This is a genomic window from Salinicoccus sp. Marseille-QA3875 (assembly GCF_054950095.1).
Window position 1 is genome coordinate 64586 of the sequence record NZ_CM143103.1, and the last position, 19361, is coordinate 83946.

Consider the following 19361-nt stretch of genomic DNA (forward strand, 5'->3'; position numbering starts at 1 on the left):
AATTCGAGTTATAATATAGATAAGGAAGAGATACTCTATCAACCTAACATGAAAGGGGTTTCAAATTATGATAGAATACAAAAACATTTTAATCGCAGTCGACGGATCCAGAGAAGCAGAGTGGGCTTTCCACAAAGCATTAGGAGCGGCAAAGCGTAATAATGCAAAGCTCAGTATCATTAACATTATAGATACCCGCTCATTTGCATCAGTTGAAGCCTACGACCGTTCAATATCAGATCGTGCGAATGAGTTTGCTAAAAAATTATTAGACGGTTATGAAGCGTTGGCTTTTGAAAAAGGGATTACTGAAGTTGATAAAATCATTGACTATGGTTCACCAAAAGCTATCATTCCAAAAAAAGCAGTTGAAAAAACCGGTGCCGACGTCATCATATGTGGTTCCTCCGGTCTGAACGCAGTCGAGCGTTTCATCGTCGGTTCAGTATCGGAAGCAATCGTAAGACATGCTCACATTGATGTCTTGGTCGTCAGAACTGAAAACATTCCGGAAGACTTTGAAACGACAGTTGCTACAGAAGAACTTGTTTCTGAAAGCGAAGAGAATATCGAGTAAGACAAAAAAGCCCCTCAGGGGCTTTTTTTAATGTCTTATTTAATTTATATATTTATCGCTGCGCTTATTCACCCAGCAATTTCAGCATCACCATATCCACGAATTCGCTGTAGCCCATGCTGTTTATTTCCTGTGTATCCTCTACTACATAGACTTCATCATCAGTAGCCTTATCCACCGGCAACAGATAAGTCGTATCACGGACATTCAGTTCAAATTCCATCATATTCTTTCTGAAAAGGAGTTCTATATTTTCATTGATGCCCGCTACACTAATAAAGGTATTCAGACCGAAGTCGGTCGCCTTCAGATTCTTTTCTCTCTGATTGACATCTAATTCTATCCCTTTAGCTTCCAGACTCTTCTTATAATCTTCAACTTCATGAAGTATTCTATCAAGCAGCTTCCTGCAATCCGAATAGTTCTGTTCGGCCTCAGCGCTGTCCACATCAAGATTTTTCTCATATAAATTAACAATTTCTTCTCTATTCATATTCATCCACCTCACATAATATATTCTGAAAACAATGTTCATATAATATTAAGGCACATATTAAATATTCTCATAGATGACTGATCGTTAATCGTATACCCGCTCAATTTCAGCATAAACTAAATACACGCCTGCCAAAACATGTTTGACAGACGCGATCATTTTATTCCATCCCTGTAATTCTCATGACATCTCTTGCTATCATCAGCTCTTCGTTCGTCGGGATGATAATGATTTTCACCGGTGAATACGGATGGTTGATGAATTTTTCCTGTCCTCTGACATCGTTCATCGTTTCATCGAAATAAACACCCATGAACTCCAACCCGTTAACAACTTTTGCTCTGATGACATCGGAGTTCTCACCGACGCCTGCTGTGAAGATGATCGCATCAAGTCCGCCCATCCTGGTTGCGTATGAGCCCATATACTTATGGATTCTTTCGCCAAAGACATTCAGTGCCAGTTCTGCACGTGAATTTCCATTTTTAGCTTCTTCTTCGATGTCTCTTAAGTCACTGGAGAACCCGCTGACGCCGAGCAGCCCTGATTCTTTGTTCAGTACATTCAGCACTTCTGTCGCCGTTTTACCGGTTTTCTCCATTATATAAGGAATCAGTGCCGGGTCGAGGTTTCCTGAACGTGTACCCATGGTCACTCCCGCAAGTGGTGTGAAGCCCATTGACGTATCTATCGACTTGCCGCCTTTTACAGCTGCGATACTCGCACCATTACCCAGGTGACAGCTGATCAGTCTCAGTTCTTCCAATGGTCTGCCGAGCATTTCACTCGCTCTTTTGGTCACGTATTTATGGCTCGTGCCGTGAAACCCATATTTTCTGATGCCGTAATCTTTATAATAACTGTAAGGTAAACTGTATAAATAAGAACTTTCCGGCATTGACTGATGGAAGGATGTATCAAATACTGCAACATGCGGCACATCCGGAAGCTGTTCTCTGAACGCTTTGATTCCCATCAGGTTCGCTGGGTTATGTAACGGTGCCAACTCACTCAGTTCGTCAATTTTTTTCACCACTTCATCAGTGATCAGCACTGAATCTTCAAATGTTTCACCGCCGTGGACCACTCTGTGCCCAGAGCCAATGATATCGTTGATATCATTGATCACTTTCAATCTGAGCAGTTCATCAAGAAGCGCATTGACTGCATCTTCATGATTGTCAAAATCACGTTCCTGGACTTTTATATTACCATCTATCGTAATTGATAGTATGCCGTTCCTGAGCCCGATTCTTTCGACCATACCTTTGGCAATCTCAACTTCCTCGGGCATTTCATAGAGCTGAAACTTGAATGAAGAGCTCCCTGCATTCATCGCTATAATTTTAGTCACAATCCCACCTACTTTTTCTTACTAGTATAAGTCTCGTACCATGTGTCCGTTCTATCCAGGAACAATTTCATCTGTTCTGCATTTTTGAAATCCGGTACATCCCCGATAAGCACTTCAATATCCTCTATCGGTTTATATCCTTTTTTCAATACAATGATCGATTTATGCATATTTTCTGTTTTGAATAAAGTGTTCGGTAGATTTAGAAACATCAATAATGTCGCTTCTGTTGAAATATACTCTTTGATCGTTTCATTATTGTCTTCAAGAATATTCGACGGCACTACAAAGATACCGATTCCATCATCTTCAACATGGCCCATGGCCGCTTCAAGCATCAACAGATGAGCAAAGCTTTTATCCTCTTTGAATGCCGTTGTAAAACCTTCAACAGGCAGAGGGTAATATCCGATTGGCAGATCACCGATCGCTATATCCACTTTTTCCAGCTTCGCAGGTTCAATGATGTTATGCGGATATATATCCATCGGAACTTTTAAAAAGTCACACAGCGCGACATTGAAGCGTGACAGTACGGGATCCACTTCAACACCGTGGAAGTTCACCTCATCCACATGCTCTTTGACTGTCATGGACAGATGCCCTGTTCCACTGCCGGCATCCAGCAGGTTGATATGATCTTTTTCTTTGAATAGATCTACCAGGTGTGCGATCAGATATCCAATCGAATCCGGAGTCAGCTGATGGTTCGCCTGAACACTTTCTACATTCAGCTGATACAGGTAGGCAAATTGAACCGCTTTCCTCAAGTCCGCATATTCATATTTGCCGTCATCAATCTGAAGTGTCAGCAAAGATTCCATCAATGCTTCGATTCTGGGCATCTCACTGTTATCTTTCAAGACAGCTTCTGTTTCATCTACAATCAACTGATAGACTTCTTCCAAATTACTCTTTGCCATTTTATCCCTACTCACATAAAAATATGGACTGCCCGTGGTCGAACAGTCCCTTTTTGAATATTATAATATATCTTATAAAGATTTTAAAGCTTCCACTGCTGCATCGTAATCCGGCGGGTTTGTACCTTCTGAAACATATTCAACGTGCACGACTTTATCATTTTCATCAATGACGAACACACTTCTTGCCTGCAGTCGCAGCTCATCCATCACGGTACCGTAGTTCTTGCCGAATGACAGATCTTTGTGGTCGCTGAGCGTGATTGCATTCTCAATGCCTTCAGCTGCACACCATTTCGCCTGTGCAAACGGTAAGTCGTTTGAAATTGTGATGACAACAGAGTTATCCACCGAGCCCGCATCTTCATTGAACTTTTTAGTCTGTGTGCTGCAAAGACCTGTGTCAAGGGAAGGCACCACACTGATCAATTTCTTTTTCCCTTTATAATCAGAAAGGCTCACTTCTTCCAGACTATTGTTTAAAACTGTAAAATCAGGTGCAGTATCTCCAACTTTGACTTCATTTCCACTGACTGTTACCGGGTTACCTTGAAACGTGACTTCTGTCATTGTACAAATCATCCTCCTGATATTTAAATTCCTCATCTTTGATTATACGCTCTTTTATCTCTTTTTTATACTGATTGTAACTATTCTTGACGACATACGTATCTGCAAAGTAATCATGCAGTCCGATACGGCGTTCTGTAAACAGTACGACCAGATACGGGAGATACCATAAAAAGTTGTTGATATAGCGCCCCACCAGCTCGCGGAAAATAACCTGCGAGAATGTTAGTTTATTGCCATCCCTGCTCAATACCGTGATGCCCGTCACCATCTTACCAAGAGTCGCCTGTGTAAAATGCGTCATCAGTACAAAGTATGCGAAATATAAAATTCCGGTTAGAATATTTGCAACGCTGAGCGCGGGAGCCAGGAAGAATAAATCACCTATACCCAATAATTGGATAACAGGATAAACAATGATTTGACTGAGGCCCCAAATAGCAAGTATATCAATGATAAATGCCACTGCACGGCCCATGAATGAAGCGCTGGACATGTAATCCAGCTTATCTGCCAAAGTACTTTGTGCCGGCTGGTATCGTACATTATTTTTTTGTGCACTCTCCATATTATCCCTCCTTATCTGTCATACAAGTACATAGGCTGAAGTCCCTGACGGTTGTTGATCATCTGTTCAACCCGTGCGATATCATTCTGCCCTGTGATTTCGCCGAAGATGCTTTCAACACCATAACTTAAGTTGATGCTCGCGAAATTATTAGAGTAGCCGTATTCTATGACTTGCGGATTGCCGCCGATTTCTTCTTTTAATGCCGCTGTTGCGTCTTCAATATGGCCAAGCTGGTCGACAAGCCCGTTATCGACTGCATCTTCACCAAGATAAATGCGTCCGTCAGCAACATTTCTCACTTCCTCTTCACTCATGCCGCGTCCGTCTGCTACAACCTGTACGAAGTCGTCAAACATGGTGTCCACCATGCCCTGAACATATCTTTCTTCCTCTTCGCTCGGATCTTTTGTGGAGCTCAGCATCTCTTTCATATCTCCGCTTGTATAACTGTTGAACTCGATACCGAGGTCTTCAGCAAGCTGCTGGAAGTTTATTGCCTGCATGATGACACCGATAGAACCTGTCATCGTTTCTTCTGATGCGAAAATCTGGTCGGCCGGTGCGGACACATAATAACCGCCTGAAGCAGCCATGCCGCCCATCGAACTGTAAATGACCTTGCCGGCTTCTTTAGCCTGTACAAGATATTTATGTATTTCCGCCGATTCATATACACCACCGCCCGGTGAATCCACATTTAAAAGAATTCCTTTGATCGTGTCATCTTCGATAACCTGTTTCAATGACTCGATGATCAGCTGGTGGTTATATTCTTCTGAAGCAAACATGCTTTGCTGATTGCCTGTATCAATCATCGTGCCTTCAATATTGATCATTGCGATCTGACTGTTCAGGTCACCCTGCTCAACAACCTGTGAGGGCGGGAACTCGCCTCCTGCAAATTGATCAAATGTTTCCTGAAAATCACTTGCCCATAAATTGGTAAAAATTGAAAAGAAAACTCCAAATACCAATAGCGTCGCTGCAATTACTGCCGCTATGATACGCTTCATAAAAACACTCCCTAATATTTAATCCATTGCCATTTTTATGATAACATATAGATGTTGTAGTCAAATAGAATTAAGGGGTGCGTCTCATGAATAAGTTTAAAAATGTCTATTTCTTTGACCCTTTTGGAAAAGATACAGAAAGAATTAGAAAAGACTTGATAGAAGTATTTAATAATATCGGCATCAACACAGTGAGAACCAGCGAAGAGGCAGACCTAATCGCTGCCATTGGCGGTGACGGCACTTTCCTGCAGGCTGTCAGAAAAACCGGATTCAGAGATGACTGTGTGTATATCGGCATCGCGATTGAAAAAGATGATTACATGTATGTCGATTTCGACTACAAAAACAGCCATCTGATCACGGATTCACTTACTTCCGAAAAGACAGAAGTACGCAACTATCCTGCAATTGAAGTGAAGATCAATGATGACCAGCCGAGCTTCTGTTTAAACGAGTTCACACTCCGTTCAAGCATCGTCAAGACAATCATGATGGATATTTATATCGATGACTTTTTATTCGAACAATTTCATGGCGACGGCGTTCTGGTCTGTACACCGACCGGTTCGACCGGATACAACAAATCGCTCGGCGGCGCCGTAGTGGATCCTTTGGTGAAAGCCATCCAGGTCACAGAGCTCGCCAGTGTCAACAACAATAAATACCGTACACTCGGAACAAGTTTCCTCTTGAATAAGGACCGTCCGCTTACATTGATGATCGACAAGAATAAAGATTACTATCCGATCATGTCTTTGGATAACGAGGCGCTCAGTCTGCAAAATACGGAACAGGTCCAGATCCGTGTGGCAGACAGAGTCATTAAAACTCTGAGACTGCCGAACAATACTTTCTGGCATAAAGCACAAAGAAACTTCCTGTAAAACAGGAAGTTTCTTTTTTACTCTTTATAATAATTCCTTGAATTCTGCCCTCACTTCTTTTTCTGTGTCAGGTGTATATGTTTCTATGCCGGCCACAGCTTTATCGATCAAAGGTTCAAAATCCACCCGCTCTTCAAAATGTTTCACCTTTTCAAGAGATGGTTTCGTTTTCGGTGACTTCGGTTTGAAGATTGTACAGCAGTCCTCAAAAGGCAGTATGGATGTTTCATATGTGCCGAACTGCTTTGACATATTGACGATGTCATTTTTTTCGAGTGTCAGCAGTGGTCGCAGCACCGGAAAGTTCGTCACTTCATTGATTGCATACATGCTCGTCAAAGTCTGTGAAGCCACCTGCCCCAGATTCTCTCCGTTGACAATTGCTTCTGCGTCTATTTTCACCGCCAGTTTCTCTGCAATTCTGAGCATCACCCTTCTTGTCGAAGTCATTGAAAGATTATCCGGTATACGATCATATAAAGCCGTCTGAAGTTCTGTAAACGGCACAATATGCAGTTTAATATCAAAACCTGTGCGTTCACTCATGATATCGACGAGCTGTTTCACTTTGTCCGTGGCCTCTGGGCTTGTATAAGGCGGCGAATGGAAGTGAACCGCTTCAATTTCCACACCTTTCTTCATTATATCCAGCCCGGCAACCGGTGAATCAATACCGCCTGAAAGCATCAGCAGAGCTTTACCGCCTGTGCCGAGCGGCAGTCCGCCCAGACATTTCACCGAATCATGATACATATAAAGCGCATCCAGTCTCACTTCTGTCGTAATCTGGTGGTCGGGATTTTTAACATTTACAGTCAAATGGTCTGTGTTTTCCAATATATGACTGCCGAGCAGATTTTGTATGTCATGCGTTTTTAAATGATACTTCTTATCCGCCCTTTTGACTTCTATTTTAAATGTTTTATCTGCTTCAAAATCTTTCGCAAAAAGCAGTGCAGTCTCCTGCATCGCTTCTTCAGTCTTCTCGATTCTTACTACTGGTGAAACACTTAAAATACCGCTGATCAGTTTCAATTTATCAATGACTTCATAGGCATCCTCATCGTTGATGACGATGTATGCACGATCCCTGTTTGATCTTATATCCACATCCATGCCCTCAAGCGCTCTGTCCATTCTCTTTCGGAGAGCATTGACGAATAATTTTCTGTTTCTGCTTTTTAATGTCATCTCACCGTAGCGGACCAATATGTGATCGTATTTCATTTTAAAACATCTCCTATTTCCTCATATACCTCTTTTAATCCTTTTATCAGCATATCGACATCTGCCTGCTCAGTATCCTGCGACATGGAAATCCGGATACTGCCATTGATGACTTCGACATTTTGCCCCATGGCTGTCAGTGTTTCATTCAATGTTGCAAGCTTCGATGCACAGGCACTCGTCGTTGAAACCATAATATCCTTTTCAGACAGTGCATTTACAACAACTTCACCTTTTGCACCCACATATGACATGTTTAATATATGTGGCACGTCTCCCGGCTGGATGACAATCGATTTATAATCTTCCAATGCATGCCGGATTGACTGATTAAAGTTTTTGATCTTCGTATAGTTATCATCAGCACTTTCATGGTTCAGCCTCAATGCTTTCGCCATTGCGGCAATCGCCGGTAAATTGACAGTACCGCTCCGTACATTTCCTTCATGTCCGCCGCCGTAGAACACCGGTGACATTGATTTCAATTCTTTAGCAATCAAAGCGCCTGCACCTTTTACCCCGTGGAATTTATGTGCGGATATACTCAGTGTATCCACATCTTCATAATTAATGTTGACCTTACCGACCGACTGAGTGGCATCAACATGGAAGTGTGCTTTAGGAAATTCTTTCAAGATTTCAGCTGCCTCTTCAATCGGCTGGACTGTGCCGACAATATTATTGACTGCCATGACAGTGACGAAAATGACATCTCCATTCATCAATGTTTTTAAATGTTCGAGATCTATTCTGCCTTCTGCAGTCGTCCTGATGAATCTGACATTGAATCCTTCTGATTTATAATGATCGAGGACATTGATTACGCTTGGATGTTCAATCTGGCTCGTGAGGATTGTATTGCCGAACTTTTTCTTTCTGTTGAGCGTACTCTGTATTGCGATATTATTGCTTTCTGTCGCACCTGAAGTGAATACACAGTGATGATTCGGCAGTCCGAATATATCCAGCACCTGCTTTCTTGATGCTTCCAGCAGCTTTTCGCTGTCCCGCCCTGCACGATGGATGCTTCGAGTGTTGAAATAATACTTTTCATTCACTTTATTGAAAGTATTCACTGCATCTACAGCCGGTTTCGTCGTTGCAGCATTATCAAAATAATGCAAATAAATCTCTCCTTTCATGTAAAAGGACTTAGAATATTAATATTCTAAGTCACTTCAATTCACTTATAAAACTACTCGTCATCAAATTCATTTTCAATTTTGGCTGCTGCGCCGGGCTCAACTTTTTCAAGTGCTGATTTAATGATTTCCAATGATCGCTTGTATCTGCTTTCCTGGAACATCCTTTCAGCTTCGCGTGCTTCAGCGTCAAAGTCGTGGTCATCTCTTCTGTATCTGTTGCCATACTGGATCATGACTTCTGTCAGTTCTGCATCACGGAGCAGTTCAAATGATTCCTGTTCGAACTTATTCAACTCCATCATGGTCTGGTTTACCTTATCCTTGATGTACTGGACATTTAAAGGTGTTTTACTGAAATACTGCTCGATATTTCTTAAATCAATATCAAGATCGTTTTTAATTATGACGAATCTTTCAGGCACATGAGGCAGATTGGAGCCGACTAATCTTCGGTAAATATTCTCTTTTTTATCCTGAATATAGTATGCATTTTCCCGAGCCTCTTCAGCATCATCTCTTAAGTCGACAAGATGCTCCTGAATCTGTTCCTGCTCATCATTAATTTCAATGATCTGATCCTTGATATGAGAAATCCTGTTCTCCACTTCACTGTATCTGGCATTAGTCTTGGACATTTCAGTGACGATTTCGTCATAAATATCCACCAGACTTTCAATTTCGTGTTCAAACTTTTGAATGGAATGAATATCAGTATCATTTATATAGAACTGGTCTTTCAAATAATGGATTTCAGTCCTGAGTGTATAGTTGGAATTTCTTGCATGGAATAATTCATCCGTTACCCGGGGCTGATCTTCATCTACTTTGATTTTCGCCTTCACTTCAACTTCGATAAGCTCCAGAATATCATCAATGTTATTGTTGATGTCATCCAGTATTTTACGCGCTTCATCTAAATCCAGTCTTGAAATCAACGGTTCAACGAGATTCAGCTTTCCTTTCAATGTGGATAATTTGTTTTCAACTTTTATATGTTCCAGATCATAACCGTCCGCTTTCAGATCACGGCAGCCGAATCTGATTTCCTGGAACTGGGCAGGCAAGTCTTTTTGGACTTCTCTGATCAACAGTGGGATATCTTCCATATTTTCTTTTAAAGTTACAAGGTCGCTGTGCACTTCAGCAATATGCTTGTTCGCACTGACGTAATTCCCCGCATTCTTCATCAGATCATACTCATTGATTTCCGGCTCAAAACTGTCAATGAGCTCTTCAAGCGGTCCTTCGGCCTCACCGAACTGGTATGCACTTGCAAGCACATCTCTTTTCGCTTCACGATGAATCTTCTCAGCTTCAGCGCGGGCGATCATCGCCTCTTCATTGGCCTGTAGTAACTCATCAATTTCACCGCTCAGCTGCTCATACTTGTTTTCAGCAGAATCCAAAATTTCATCAGCATGATTGACTTTCTCATTACTGTCACTGAACTTGAACTTTGTTAAATCCATTTTTGCATCTTCAAGCAATAATTTCGATTCATCCACCGATTCATTATAAGAAGACTGCCATTCTTTTTGCCATCCGGAATAAAGTTCTTTCGCTTCACCATGTAAATTCAAATCTTTGATTTTAAATAATTCATCCTGAAAAGGAAGTGTTTTAACTTCTTCCAGACGATGATATTTATTATTTAAATCTTCTAATTTTGTATTTCTGATATAAAGTACTAGAGCCACTGCTATTGCGGCCAAAATTATTATTCCGATAAGAATATAGACCATCATACACTTACCTCCTAAACATATAACTAATTATAGCCTAAAAGCTTGAAACAAAAAACAGATAATTATATAATTTATAATTAAATTGAAGAATAAAGGTGATTATACATGTTCACAGCGACAAATATTACAGATTATGAACAATTGAACAAGACTTTACAGAGCCTGCTCGAAGATGAAACAAACAGAATTGCAAATTTATCAAATGCTGCAAGCCTGCTCAATTTCTATTTGAAAGATATCAATTGGGTCGGGTTTTATTTATTTGAAGAAGAATCGGACCAGCTGGTCCTGGGACCGTTCCAGGGACTCCCTGCATGTGTAAGGATTGATAATGGCAAAGGTGTCTGCGGTACAGCATTCAAAGGCAATGACGTTTTCGTCGTTGATAACGTAAACGAATTCCCCGGTCATATAGCATGTGATGCAAACAGCAAATCTGAGATTGTCGTTCCAATCTATAAAGACAATGAACCGGTCGGCGTGCTTGACATCGACTCGCCTTTCTACGAGAGATTCAGTGAAGAAGACCGCACAGGATTGATCGGCTTTGTTGATATTTTAAAGAAGTACCTCTGACACCTTGACTTCCATATAGATATTATGTAGAATAAGCTATTGTGTAAATGAACGGATTAAGTAGCTTACAATCATTATATGTCAGTATGTGGTTCCCGGTAGTTGGTATGTGTTGCGTAACCAATGCTATGAGGCGAAGACACTTTAAATCATATACCCATATGGGCGGTTGTTACCTTATGATGTTTATTGCATAAATAAAACACAATAAGGAGGAGTCAATTATGGCTCGTTTTACAGGTTCAGTTTGGAAAAAATCCCGCCGTCTAGGTATCTCCCTGACAGGTACGGGTAAGGAGTTGGAACGTCGTCCGTACGCACCAGGTGACCATGGACCGACTCAAAGAAAGAAAATTTCAGAATACGGTCTTCAGCTTCAGGAGAAACAGAAACTACGTTATATGTACGGAATCAATGAACGTCAATTCCGCACGATCTTTGACCGTGCTGGTAAACAAAAAGGTGTTCACGGTGAAAACTTCATGATTCTTCTTGCATCACGTCTGGATGCGGTTGTATATCAGTTAGGTTTAGCCCGTACACGCCGCCAGGCCCGTCAGCTGGTCAACCATGGCCACGTAACAGTGGACGGTGGGCGTGTGGATATTCCTTCATACCACCTGAAACCAGGACAGACTATCGGTCTTCGTGAAAAATCACGTAACTTGGATATCGTCAAAGAAGCAATTGAAGTGAACAACTTCATTCCTGACTATTTGACTTTCGATGAAGATAAAATGGAAGGTTCTTTCGTACGTTTCCCTGAACGTTCAGAGTTACCTGCTGAAATCAACGAACAGCTTATCGTTGAGTACTACTCAAGATAATAAGTTGTTTAAATGAATCCAGGCCTGCAGACATATCAATGTTTGCAGGTCTTTTCTTATGCAGTTTATAAGACAGATCCAGAAATTTGGCCCAATATTGATATACCTGAAATCAACCTTCCTATTTTTCCTTCAAATAGAAAGGTTAACAACAGCTTTTCATCATTTACTTTTAATTGCTTTTCTGAGTGTGTTTTCAGCATTGAAGAATACCAGGCCGAATATGATACAGATTGTCAAACTTATCAATACATAAATGAGCATTGGTAAATCACCGAAACTGTCTTCCGTCAACCAGAAATAGGACATCTGGACTAAAAATATATGATAAGAAGCCTGCCCCATCTTTACCAACAGTCTGCTGACAGGATTCCCCGCTTTGAACTGATAGGCTTTCAGCCCGATGATGACCAGCAGTAATGTCCAAAAGTAGGACGGTGCGTGCTGGCTCTGCCAAAATCTTTCAATGAAAAAGTTCCATTCCTCATAATACACACCCGTTATATATACCGCACTCACAAGTGCTAAAGGAATCAACCACCTGTAATTTATCTTCCCGGGATTCAGAGCTAGCCAGACTCCCAAAACTAAAACGAATATATAACGGACGACGAGAACTCTGTAAACACTTCCCGGCACATCAATCAACATGCAGAATGCATCCACCAATATACTGATAAAGAATAGAGCAATCGTCCAAGCAGTCAGGTTCTTTTTAACCAGCATGTAGATTAAAGGTAAAATCAGAGTCGCCTGTATAATTACGAGGATGAAATAACTGCCCGGCCCCCAGCCGCCGGTGAACAGAGATGTCGCCATGGTTGCGAGGCTCAATCCATCCAATATCAGAAAATGGGCTGTGACTTGTATGATCCATATAAAGAGAAAGGGATAGAGAAGCCTTTCAACCTTGCTGTAGAGAAAGGAAATGTCATAAAACTGATTCAGACTTACATAACCCCTCCGTTGAAAAGATGCAGCTGTATTATATCCTGCCAACAATAAAAATACAGGGACAGCCTGCCAGATGTATAACGGTGAGAAAATCGCAAGCAATAATTCATCTGATAAACTATGAATTAAAATAACAGCAATTATTGCAAGTCCCTTTATAATGTCAATATTATAATTACGCTTCTTCATGTTCTTCTCCTTAGGACTAATGTACAACTAATCATATATGAATTTCAAAGGTGTGACAATAAAAACCCTGCCTGATCAGCATTCAGAACCTTTTAGTTTTGTGCTTCCATCTATTTTTCATATGACAAATAGGGACAATGCCCTATGTGCCGATATTTTACTATGTGATATATTAAACTTGTAATACACTTTCAGGTTGAGGGGGTGAGATTATGGATTTGAAAAAGTATTTGATGGCCGGCGGTCTTTCTTTAGTACTGGTTTTGGGTGCATGCGGCGGTGATACTGAGGAAACTGATGATGCTGCTCCAGAGGAAGAATCAACGACTGAAGAAGGTTCGGATGAAGGTGCTTCAACAGGTGATGTGGACGCAGAAGGTGTCGCACAGAGTTCATGCGCTTCCTGTCACGGTGAAGACTTCTCCGGCGGCATGGGGCCGGCTTTGGATGGCACTTCTTTAAGTGAAGATGAGTTTACTGACATCGTAAGAAACGGTCAAAACTCTATGCCTGCATTCAGTGAAGACCAGGTAAGTGATAAAGAACTGACTGCGATGTATGACATGTGGTCTGAATAGACAGATGTTACTTAGAGAATTAAAAAAAAGACGGCCTGATTTTAAAGCAGGCCGCCTTTTTTTTAATTATCTCACTTCACGTACTTCTTTTATCATATTAGGGAAAAGTGAAAAGCCATCCACTTCCAGATATGATTTCTTATGTGCAAATGCGATTTCAAGTTCTGCGTTCAAAGTTTCAGCAGTATACTTACCGGTTTCGAAAACTTCTTTCTTTCCCGATGTGTAAACAATCTCTATTTTATTCATTATCCAACCTCATATCTTCAAAATATCATTTTTAATATTATCACAAAACTGACAGCTGTGGACATTTAATCTTCCTGTTTTTCCTTCAATCTGTTCAAAGTATCGATTGCTCCCTGGCTCATTGCTTCTATACCGTATTTAAAAGCGTCTTCATTAACTTTGAAAGATGGATTGTGAAGTGGCTTCTGTCCTTCCCCGACCGAAGTTCCCAGCCAATAATAAACACCTGGATATTTAAGCAGGAATCTGCCGAAATCCTCTCCTGCAAGACTCGGTCTGTAATCGGGCAGCGCTTCTTCTCCGAACAGATTCAATACAGTCTCTCTCATCTGGTGAGCCCATTCTTCTGAACTGATTGTGGCAGGATAACCATCCAGATATTCTATTTCCACAGTGGCGCCCATAGCTGTAACAACATTTTCCACTATTGTATGGAACCTTTCTTTGATCAAAGCTTTCATATCATTAGACTGCGTGCGTATCGTCCCGACTATTTCAGCTGTTTCTGCAATGACGTTATGCTGGGTGCCGGCCTGGAACTTCCCTACTGTCACAACCGATGGTTCATATGGATCAGAATTCCTGCTGACAATTGTCTGCAGTGCATTGATCACCTGCGTCCCGACGATGATTGCATCCACTGTGTCATGTGGCATCGAAGCATGTCCACCCGATCCTTTTATCACCAGTTTGAAACGATCGGAATTCCCCATTATCGGCCCGGGCATAATGCCGAATTTACCTGCAGGAATCGTCGGCCAGACATGCTGGGCAATCAATACATCTGGCTCTCTGCCTTCAAATATGCCATCGTCCATCATTCGCTGCGAACCGCCTGTTGGTGATTTTTCTTCAGCAGGCTGGAATATCAATAAAATTTTTCCATTAATCTCCTCGCGTCGGCTGAGCAGCACTTTTGCCGTCGCAATCAGCATCGATGTATGTGCATCATGACCGCAGGCGTGCATTACACCATCCACTTCCGAGCTGTATTCGACACCGGAAGTTTCATGAATCGGCAGTGCATCAATGTCGGCACGGAGACCGACAATGCCCCCTTCGTTCCCACCTTCTATTATGCCGAGAACCCCAGTTCCGGCAAAACCAGTTTCAAATGGGATGTTGAGCGCAGCCAGTTCTTCCTGTATCCGTTTTGATGTATTGAATTCTTCATCACTCAGTTCAGGAAATCTGTGCAGCTCTCGTCTGAACTGAATTGCATCTTCCACTATCCGGTTAAACTCCATTATAATCCGCTCCTCAGTCATCAAAGTAATCTTATTTTAAATAATAATCGATAGACGTACCGTCAAAATCAAATCCAATATGATTTTTCCCATTCTCCAGCATCCACTCGATATTTCGATAATCAACAGTTTCTTTTTCGCCAAATGCTTCAAGCGGTTGATTCAGATCCAGCTGGAGGATGTGACGGTATTTTCCACCATACATGACTCTCGTATTCACTATTTTAAAACCCAGTCTGAACTTATCCTTCAAGCTCGGAATATTGGTCGGCAGCACTGTCGTTAAAACATGCTTGAAGCGGCCGTCTTTTCTTACCCTTTCAATCAGCTGGCGCCCGAGTTTCGTCTGCAGACCCTGTCCTCTGTTGTCCGGATGGATAAAAGAGATTTCAGAGTAGATGACCTCTGACCTGTCTTCGATTCCTGCATCTTCAGCCAGATGTTCCGGATCGTCGGGCGGTGGAATGTACATCGCACGGACTGCCTTCAGATTCTGATCTTCATAGACACCTATGATAAAATCCTGTTCAATCATTTCAATGAATTCGGGCCTGTCTATTGTTTCCAGTATCATCTTGTCCTGCAGACTTCCATATACAAGTGACTGCAGTTCCATCAGGTCGTTTAAATCATTCATGGTTAATTTTCTTACTTCCACAGGGACACCTCTTCTCAAAATGAGTTAACAAATTTAAAACAATTCATCAAATTTTATGAAATACGTTTACAATCCTGCATAAAGGATATATGTATTACGAGGAGTTGGTGTATCATGACAATCATAGTCAAGTATAGTGACACCAAGAATAACAAAACCCGCTATCACTTAATCTCTAATCCAGGTGATACTGAACATATTAAACAGGACTATATTAAAAAAGAAAGTCATTCAAAGAATATCGGGCAGAAAATGATTGAGTTCATCTATCCGGATCACACAGAGAGATTCAGAATATATGAATTAAATTACAGAAGACACTCATAAGTGTCTTTTTTTATATGTTCACTTTCAGCCAGCTGAACATCAGCTCCAGCCACCCGCTTGCTCTGTCATCTATTTTTCCGGTGAGTTCGGTACCGAGGCTCAAACCATGTTCACCATGCTGGAATGTGTGTAATTCCCACGGCACTTGATGAGTATCCAACACTTTCGCAAAATCCAGGGAATTCTGGATAAATACGAGTTCATCTTCCATCGTATGCCAGATGAATGTCGGCGGTGTGTCCTCTGACACGTAATCTTTCAGCCGGGTTAAGCGGACCACTTCTTCATCCGGCTCTGCACCGTAAATCATTCTCGATGCCATTTCCATGAAACGCGGGTCCCCCATGCCCCTTTCTTCTGCAATCTCTTTATTGAGCATATAATCCAGTATGGGGTAGCTCAGTATCTGGAAATTCGGACGAAACCATCTGTTCTCACTTCCCACGGCCTCCTTCAACCATTCACTCGACCAGTGCACACCGAGACTTGCAGCCAGATGTCCGCCTGCAGAAAAACCGGCAACACCGATGCGGTCCGGATCAATATTGAACTCGTGACAATTTTCCCGGATGAAAGTCATCGTCTTCGCAAGTTCCGTAAGCGGTGTCGGAAATTCGGAACCGAGCTCCTTATCATCTTCCACCATGCCAGCCAGCTGATAAAGTTCATCACGTGCCGGAGTTCTGCCCTCTTTTTCTATCGCACTGCCGATTGTTGAATAATTCAATATGAAGACATGGTAGCCCTGTGCGAGAAATTGATAGGCTATCGGTTCCGCTTCTCTTTTTGAAACATACATATAACTCCCGCCCGGACAGATTACCACTGCCGGATGCCCTTTTGCCGTTTTTTCACGGGCGCCGAGCATCATCGTCACTTCCGCATGATGATCACCTATATAAAAACTTTGTAAATTCATCAATTTTCCCCTCTCATCGATTAAAAACAACTCTATTTATCACTTCTCATTTTACCATATAATTTTATAAAGAAACAAAAGGCATACCCTGTCCTTTTGTGCATGTCATAAAGGAAATGATAATATTGTGAATAAGTATAATAATTGAAAAGAGAGTGATGATCCATGAAAGAAGTTATTGCATTTGCCAGAGAAAATGGCTTTAAGGCACTGCCGGGCAGCTCCATCGCTACACTGTCGAAAGACAATGTTAAATTCAGGGTGACAAGACAGGCAGAACATAAGTATAAATTGACCATTTCAAAACGCGGTGAAATATTAACAGCACCGACCTATCATGCTGCTGAAAAAGAAATTATCGGTGAAATCATCAAGTTTCAACAGAATTAATCTATCAAAGAAAGAATCCATCAGAGATTCGAATTTTCAATGATAATGTTATGATGAAGATATACAACTAATAATTTGGGGTGACGTGAATGGGAAAGATTTTTTTGGTTAGGCATGGTCTGACAGAGTATAACAAATCATTGCGTTTACAGGGATCGAGTGATATTCCGCTCAATGAAGCCGGTCTGTTACAGGCAAAGAAAGCATCTGAATTTCTTAAAGATGAAAAATTCGATGCAATACTTTCAAGTCCGCTGTCACGGGCCTATGCCACTGCTGAAATCATCAATGAGCACCATGATTTAAAAATTCATAAGATGGATGAATTGAAAGAACAGTATTTTGGACAGTTTGAAGGGGAACATATTGAAAATATCCGTTTGAAATATCCGGAGGGCGACATTCCCGGTGTGGAAACTTTTGATTCACTTGCTGAAAGGGCCTCTAAAGTGATGAAATTCATTGAAGATAATCATGTAGATCAGAATGTATTGGTCACAGCGCATTCAAGAACGATAAAGTCCATCCTTTCATTATATACGGATGAGATACATATGGTTTTCACCAAACTCGACAATTGTTCTTTGAGCATCATCGAGTCCGATGACAACGTGTGGAAAGTGGTCGATTATAATATAAGTACTTTATCATAAGTAATATTAAAATGGCTGTACGGAATTGAATCACCCGTTCAGCCATTTTTCCTGATTTCTATAACTGTCTGTGTCAAAAGATCTAACGTCTTTTTATCGGCAGTATTTTTAAATATGTGACTGTTCTCCATATCCATTCAAGCGGACCGAACTTGAATACTTTCATCCATAGGTGGCTGTATATGATCTGAACAGCAAACACCGCCAATACTATCGGTATGAAATAAACCGCATCGACCCTGTTGAACAGATTGAAGCCGTAAAATATGATCATCATGATCACTGTCTGCATGATGTAATTTGTCAGAGCCATCTGGCCGACAGGCTGAAGTATTTTGACCATCGCAGGTACTTTTCCTGCGATGATTAAAAATAATGCGATATATCCGAGTGACATCAGCGGTCCCCCTATTGTGGAACTGAGCATTGAAAGCATTGCCCATGCTGTATCCAGGGATTGATAAGTCACCGCATATCCTGTCAGTATTTTAATCGGCAGCCCGATGCCGAGACCGACCGCAGCCACTTTGTTGATCAGGCTTTCATGCGCATCAATGTTATTGAATATCCCCTTCTGTGCTGCATATAATCCAATCAGGAAGACTGCCAGAACGCTGGGCACGAGAAATATGATATTCATCAGGCTGATGCCGAGAAACGTTGAATTGATTAAAATCAGATCTGAATAGCTGCCATCGATAATCGTCTCTGTCATATCGAACGGAAGTGAAAACGCCCCTTCAACAGGTACATTCACCCCGAACAGAAGAAGTGACATCAGTAACAGGAAGACTGTGAAAACACCCAGAATTCCAACACCGATGATCAGATTGATCTTCGGGCTCAGCTTATAGAAAAATAATAGAAGCACCCCTGTAACTGCATACGTCCATAAAATATCTCCGTACCATAAGAGTACACCGTGCAGTATACCGAATATGAGCAGCATGCCCATCCGCCTCAGAAATAGTATATTCGTCGACTGGACTTTATTTTCGGCACGGGATAAAAATATGTAAAATCCGAGACCGAACAGGAATGAAAACATCGTGTAGAAGTTCGTCGTAACGAATGTATTGATGAAAAATATCGACCATTCGTTATATTGTCCTGTAAATCTCTCTGTTGCCTGCTGCTCCATGCCGTCCTGCATCATGGGTGTTGCAAAGGACATGATGTTCATCATTAATATGCCCAGCAGTGCAAAACCTCTGATGCCGTCAATCTCATGAATCCTTTCTGAAAATGAGGTCGGCTGATAGTTATTACCCACGAACTTCACCTCT

23 protein-coding genes are annotated in these 19361 nt (G+C 41.5%); 8 read left to right on the forward strand and 15 right to left on the reverse strand.

What is annotated here, in order from left to right:
• Nucleotides 1-67 precede the first annotated feature (67 nt).
• Nucleotides 68-577, forward strand: a complete 510-nt coding sequence (locus ACY8DT_RS00315) for a universal stress protein (protein WP_462420984.1) — start codon at nt 68-70, stop codon at nt 575-577.
• 64 nt (nt 578-641) lie between these two features.
• Here the strand turns inward: ACY8DT_RS00315 and ACY8DT_RS00320 are convergent, their stop codons facing one another.
• From ACY8DT_RS00320 to sppA, 6 genes are all read right to left on the reverse strand, one after another.
• Entirely contained in the window at nt 642-1070 is a 429-nt protein-coding gene (locus ACY8DT_RS00320; RefSeq protein ID WP_462420985.1) for a hypothetical protein, read from the reverse strand.
• A 163-nt stretch (nt 1071-1233) separates the two neighbouring features.
• Nucleotides 1234-2427, reverse strand: a complete 1194-nt coding sequence (locus ACY8DT_RS00325; protein WP_462420986.1) for an acetate kinase — start codon at nt 2425-2427, stop codon at nt 1234-1236.
• Nucleotides 2428-2435: 8 nt separating this feature from the next.
• Complete coding sequence (locus ACY8DT_RS00330) at nt 2436-3350, reverse strand: class I SAM-dependent methyltransferase (RefSeq protein WP_462420987.1); 915 nt, start codon at nt 3348-3350, stop codon at nt 2436-2438.
• A gap of 72 nt (nt 3351-3422) precedes the next feature.
• Nucleotides 3423-3920, reverse strand: coding sequence for a thiol peroxidase (tpx, locus tag ACY8DT_RS00335; RefSeq protein ID WP_462420988.1), 498 nt, complete (start codon nt 3918-3920; stop codon nt 3423-3425).
• The gene (locus tag ACY8DT_RS00340) at nt 3895-4488 is read right to left on the reverse strand and encodes an RDD family protein (RefSeq protein ID WP_462420989.1); all 594 of its coding nucleotides are present in this window, start codon (nt 4486-4488) and stop codon (nt 3895-3897) included. The genes tpx and ACY8DT_RS00340 overlap by 26 nt, the downstream gene beginning before the upstream one ends.
• Nucleotides 4489-4499: 11 nt before the next feature.
• Nucleotides 4500-5504 (reverse strand): signal peptide peptidase SppA, encoded by a 1005-nt coding sequence (gene sppA, locus ACY8DT_RS00345; RefSeq protein ID WP_462420990.1) that lies wholly within the window; start codon nt 5502-5504, stop codon nt 4500-4502.
• An 86-nt stretch (nt 5505-5590) separates the two neighbouring features.
• Here sppA and ACY8DT_RS00350 point away from each other — a divergent pair, with 86 nt between their 5' ends.
• Nucleotides 5591-6391: an NAD kinase gene (locus tag ACY8DT_RS00350; protein ID WP_462420991.1), complete on the forward strand. Its 801-nt coding sequence runs from the start codon at nt 5591-5593 to the stop codon at nt 6389-6391.
• Nucleotides 6392-6415: 24 nt separating this feature from the next.
• Here ACY8DT_RS00350 and thiI read toward each other — a convergent pair whose 3' ends face one another.
• From thiI to ACY8DT_RS00365, 3 genes are all read right to left on the reverse strand, one after another.
• The gene (thiI, locus tag ACY8DT_RS00355; RefSeq protein ID WP_462420992.1) at nt 6416-7618 is read right to left on the reverse strand and encodes a tRNA uracil 4-sulfurtransferase ThiI; all 1203 of its coding nucleotides are present in this window, start codon (nt 7616-7618) and stop codon (nt 6416-6418) included.
• Nucleotides 7615-8742 (reverse strand): cysteine desulfurase family protein, encoded by a 1128-nt coding sequence (locus ACY8DT_RS00360; protein ID WP_462420993.1) that lies wholly within the window; start codon nt 8740-8742, stop codon nt 7615-7617. The genes thiI and ACY8DT_RS00360 overlap by 4 nt, the downstream gene beginning before the upstream one ends.
• 71 nt (nt 8743-8813) lie before the next feature.
• Nucleotides 8814-10508 carry a septation ring formation regulator EzrA gene (locus ACY8DT_RS00365; protein WP_462420994.1) on the reverse strand — a complete coding sequence of 565 codons (1695 nt, stop codon included), beginning with the start codon at nt 10506-10508 and terminating at the stop codon, nt 8814-8816.
• 105 nt (nt 10509-10613) lie between these two features.
• Here ACY8DT_RS00365 and msrC point away from each other — a divergent pair, with 105 nt between their 5' ends.
• Both msrC and rpsD read left to right on the forward strand, forming a co-directional pair.
• Nucleotides 10614-11084 (forward strand): free L-methionine (R)-S-oxide reductase MsrC, encoded by a 471-nt coding sequence (gene msrC, locus ACY8DT_RS00370; protein ID WP_462420995.1) that lies wholly within the window; start codon nt 10614-10616, stop codon nt 11082-11084.
• Between the two features lie 224 nt (nt 11085-11308).
• Nucleotides 11309-11911: a 30S ribosomal protein S4 gene (rpsD, locus tag ACY8DT_RS00375; RefSeq protein WP_462420996.1), complete on the forward strand. Its 603-nt coding sequence runs from the start codon at nt 11309-11311 to the stop codon at nt 11909-11911.
• Nucleotides 11912-12073: 162 nt separating this feature from the next.
• On the opposite strand, the gene ACY8DT_RS00380 is transcribed toward rpsD, so the two are convergent.
• A complete protein-coding gene (locus ACY8DT_RS00380) occupies nt 12074-13054 on the reverse strand; it encodes an acyltransferase family protein (protein WP_462420997.1) in 981 nt (326 codons plus the stop codon).
• Nucleotides 13055-13266: 212 nt separating this feature from the next.
• Between ACY8DT_RS00380 and ACY8DT_RS00385 the strand changes: the two genes are divergently transcribed.
• On the forward strand, nt 13267-13632 hold the full coding sequence (locus tag ACY8DT_RS00385) for a c-type cytochrome (protein ID WP_462420998.1): 366 nt from the start codon (nt 13267-13269) through the stop codon (nt 13630-13632).
• 66 nt (nt 13633-13698) lie between these two features.
• Here the strand turns inward: ACY8DT_RS00385 and ACY8DT_RS00390 are convergent, their stop codons facing one another.
• The 3 genes from ACY8DT_RS00390 to ACY8DT_RS00400 form a co-directional block, all read right to left on the reverse strand.
• A complete protein-coding gene (locus tag ACY8DT_RS00390) occupies nt 13699-13881 on the reverse strand; it encodes a hypothetical protein (RefSeq protein ID WP_462420999.1) in 183 nt (60 codons plus the stop codon).
• A gap of 65 nt (nt 13882-13946) precedes the next feature.
• Nucleotides 13947-15128, reverse strand: a complete 1182-nt coding sequence (locus tag ACY8DT_RS00395) for a M20 metallopeptidase family protein (protein WP_462421000.1) — start codon at nt 15126-15128, stop codon at nt 13947-13949.
• A gap of 31 nt (nt 15129-15159) precedes the next feature.
• Nucleotides 15160-15786: an N-acetyltransferase gene (locus ACY8DT_RS00400; protein WP_462421001.1), complete on the reverse strand. Its 627-nt coding sequence runs from the start codon at nt 15784-15786 to the stop codon at nt 15160-15162.
• A gap of 114 nt (nt 15787-15900) precedes the next feature.
• Here ACY8DT_RS00400 and ACY8DT_RS00405 point away from each other — a divergent pair, with 114 nt between their 5' ends.
• Complete coding sequence (locus ACY8DT_RS00405; protein ID WP_462421002.1) at nt 15901-16113, forward strand: hypothetical protein; 213 nt, start codon at nt 15901-15903, stop codon at nt 16111-16113.
• Between the two features lie 10 nt (nt 16114-16123).
• Here the strand turns inward: ACY8DT_RS00405 and ACY8DT_RS00410 are convergent, their stop codons facing one another.
• Nucleotides 16124-17032 carry an alpha/beta hydrolase gene (locus ACY8DT_RS00410; protein WP_462421003.1) on the reverse strand — a complete coding sequence of 303 codons (909 nt, stop codon included), beginning with the start codon at nt 17030-17032 and terminating at the stop codon, nt 16124-16126.
• A gap of 165 nt (nt 17033-17197) precedes the next feature.
• Here ACY8DT_RS00410 and ACY8DT_RS00415 point away from each other — a divergent pair, with 165 nt between their 5' ends.
• Nucleotides 17198-17422 carry a hypothetical protein gene (locus tag ACY8DT_RS00415; RefSeq protein WP_462421004.1) on the forward strand — a complete coding sequence of 75 codons (225 nt, stop codon included), beginning with the start codon at nt 17198-17200 and terminating at the stop codon, nt 17420-17422.
• Nucleotides 17423-17511: 89 nt separating this feature from the next.
• On the forward strand, nt 17512-18075 hold the full coding sequence (locus ACY8DT_RS00420) for a histidine phosphatase family protein (protein WP_462421005.1): 564 nt from the start codon (nt 17512-17514) through the stop codon (nt 18073-18075).
• 82 nt (nt 18076-18157) lie between these two features.
• On the opposite strand, the gene ACY8DT_RS00425 is transcribed toward ACY8DT_RS00420, so the two are convergent.
• Complete coding sequence (locus ACY8DT_RS00425; protein ID WP_462421006.1) at nt 18158-19348, reverse strand: DUF418 domain-containing protein; 1191 nt, start codon at nt 19346-19348, stop codon at nt 18158-18160.
• Nucleotides 19349-19361 lie beyond the last annotated feature (13 nt).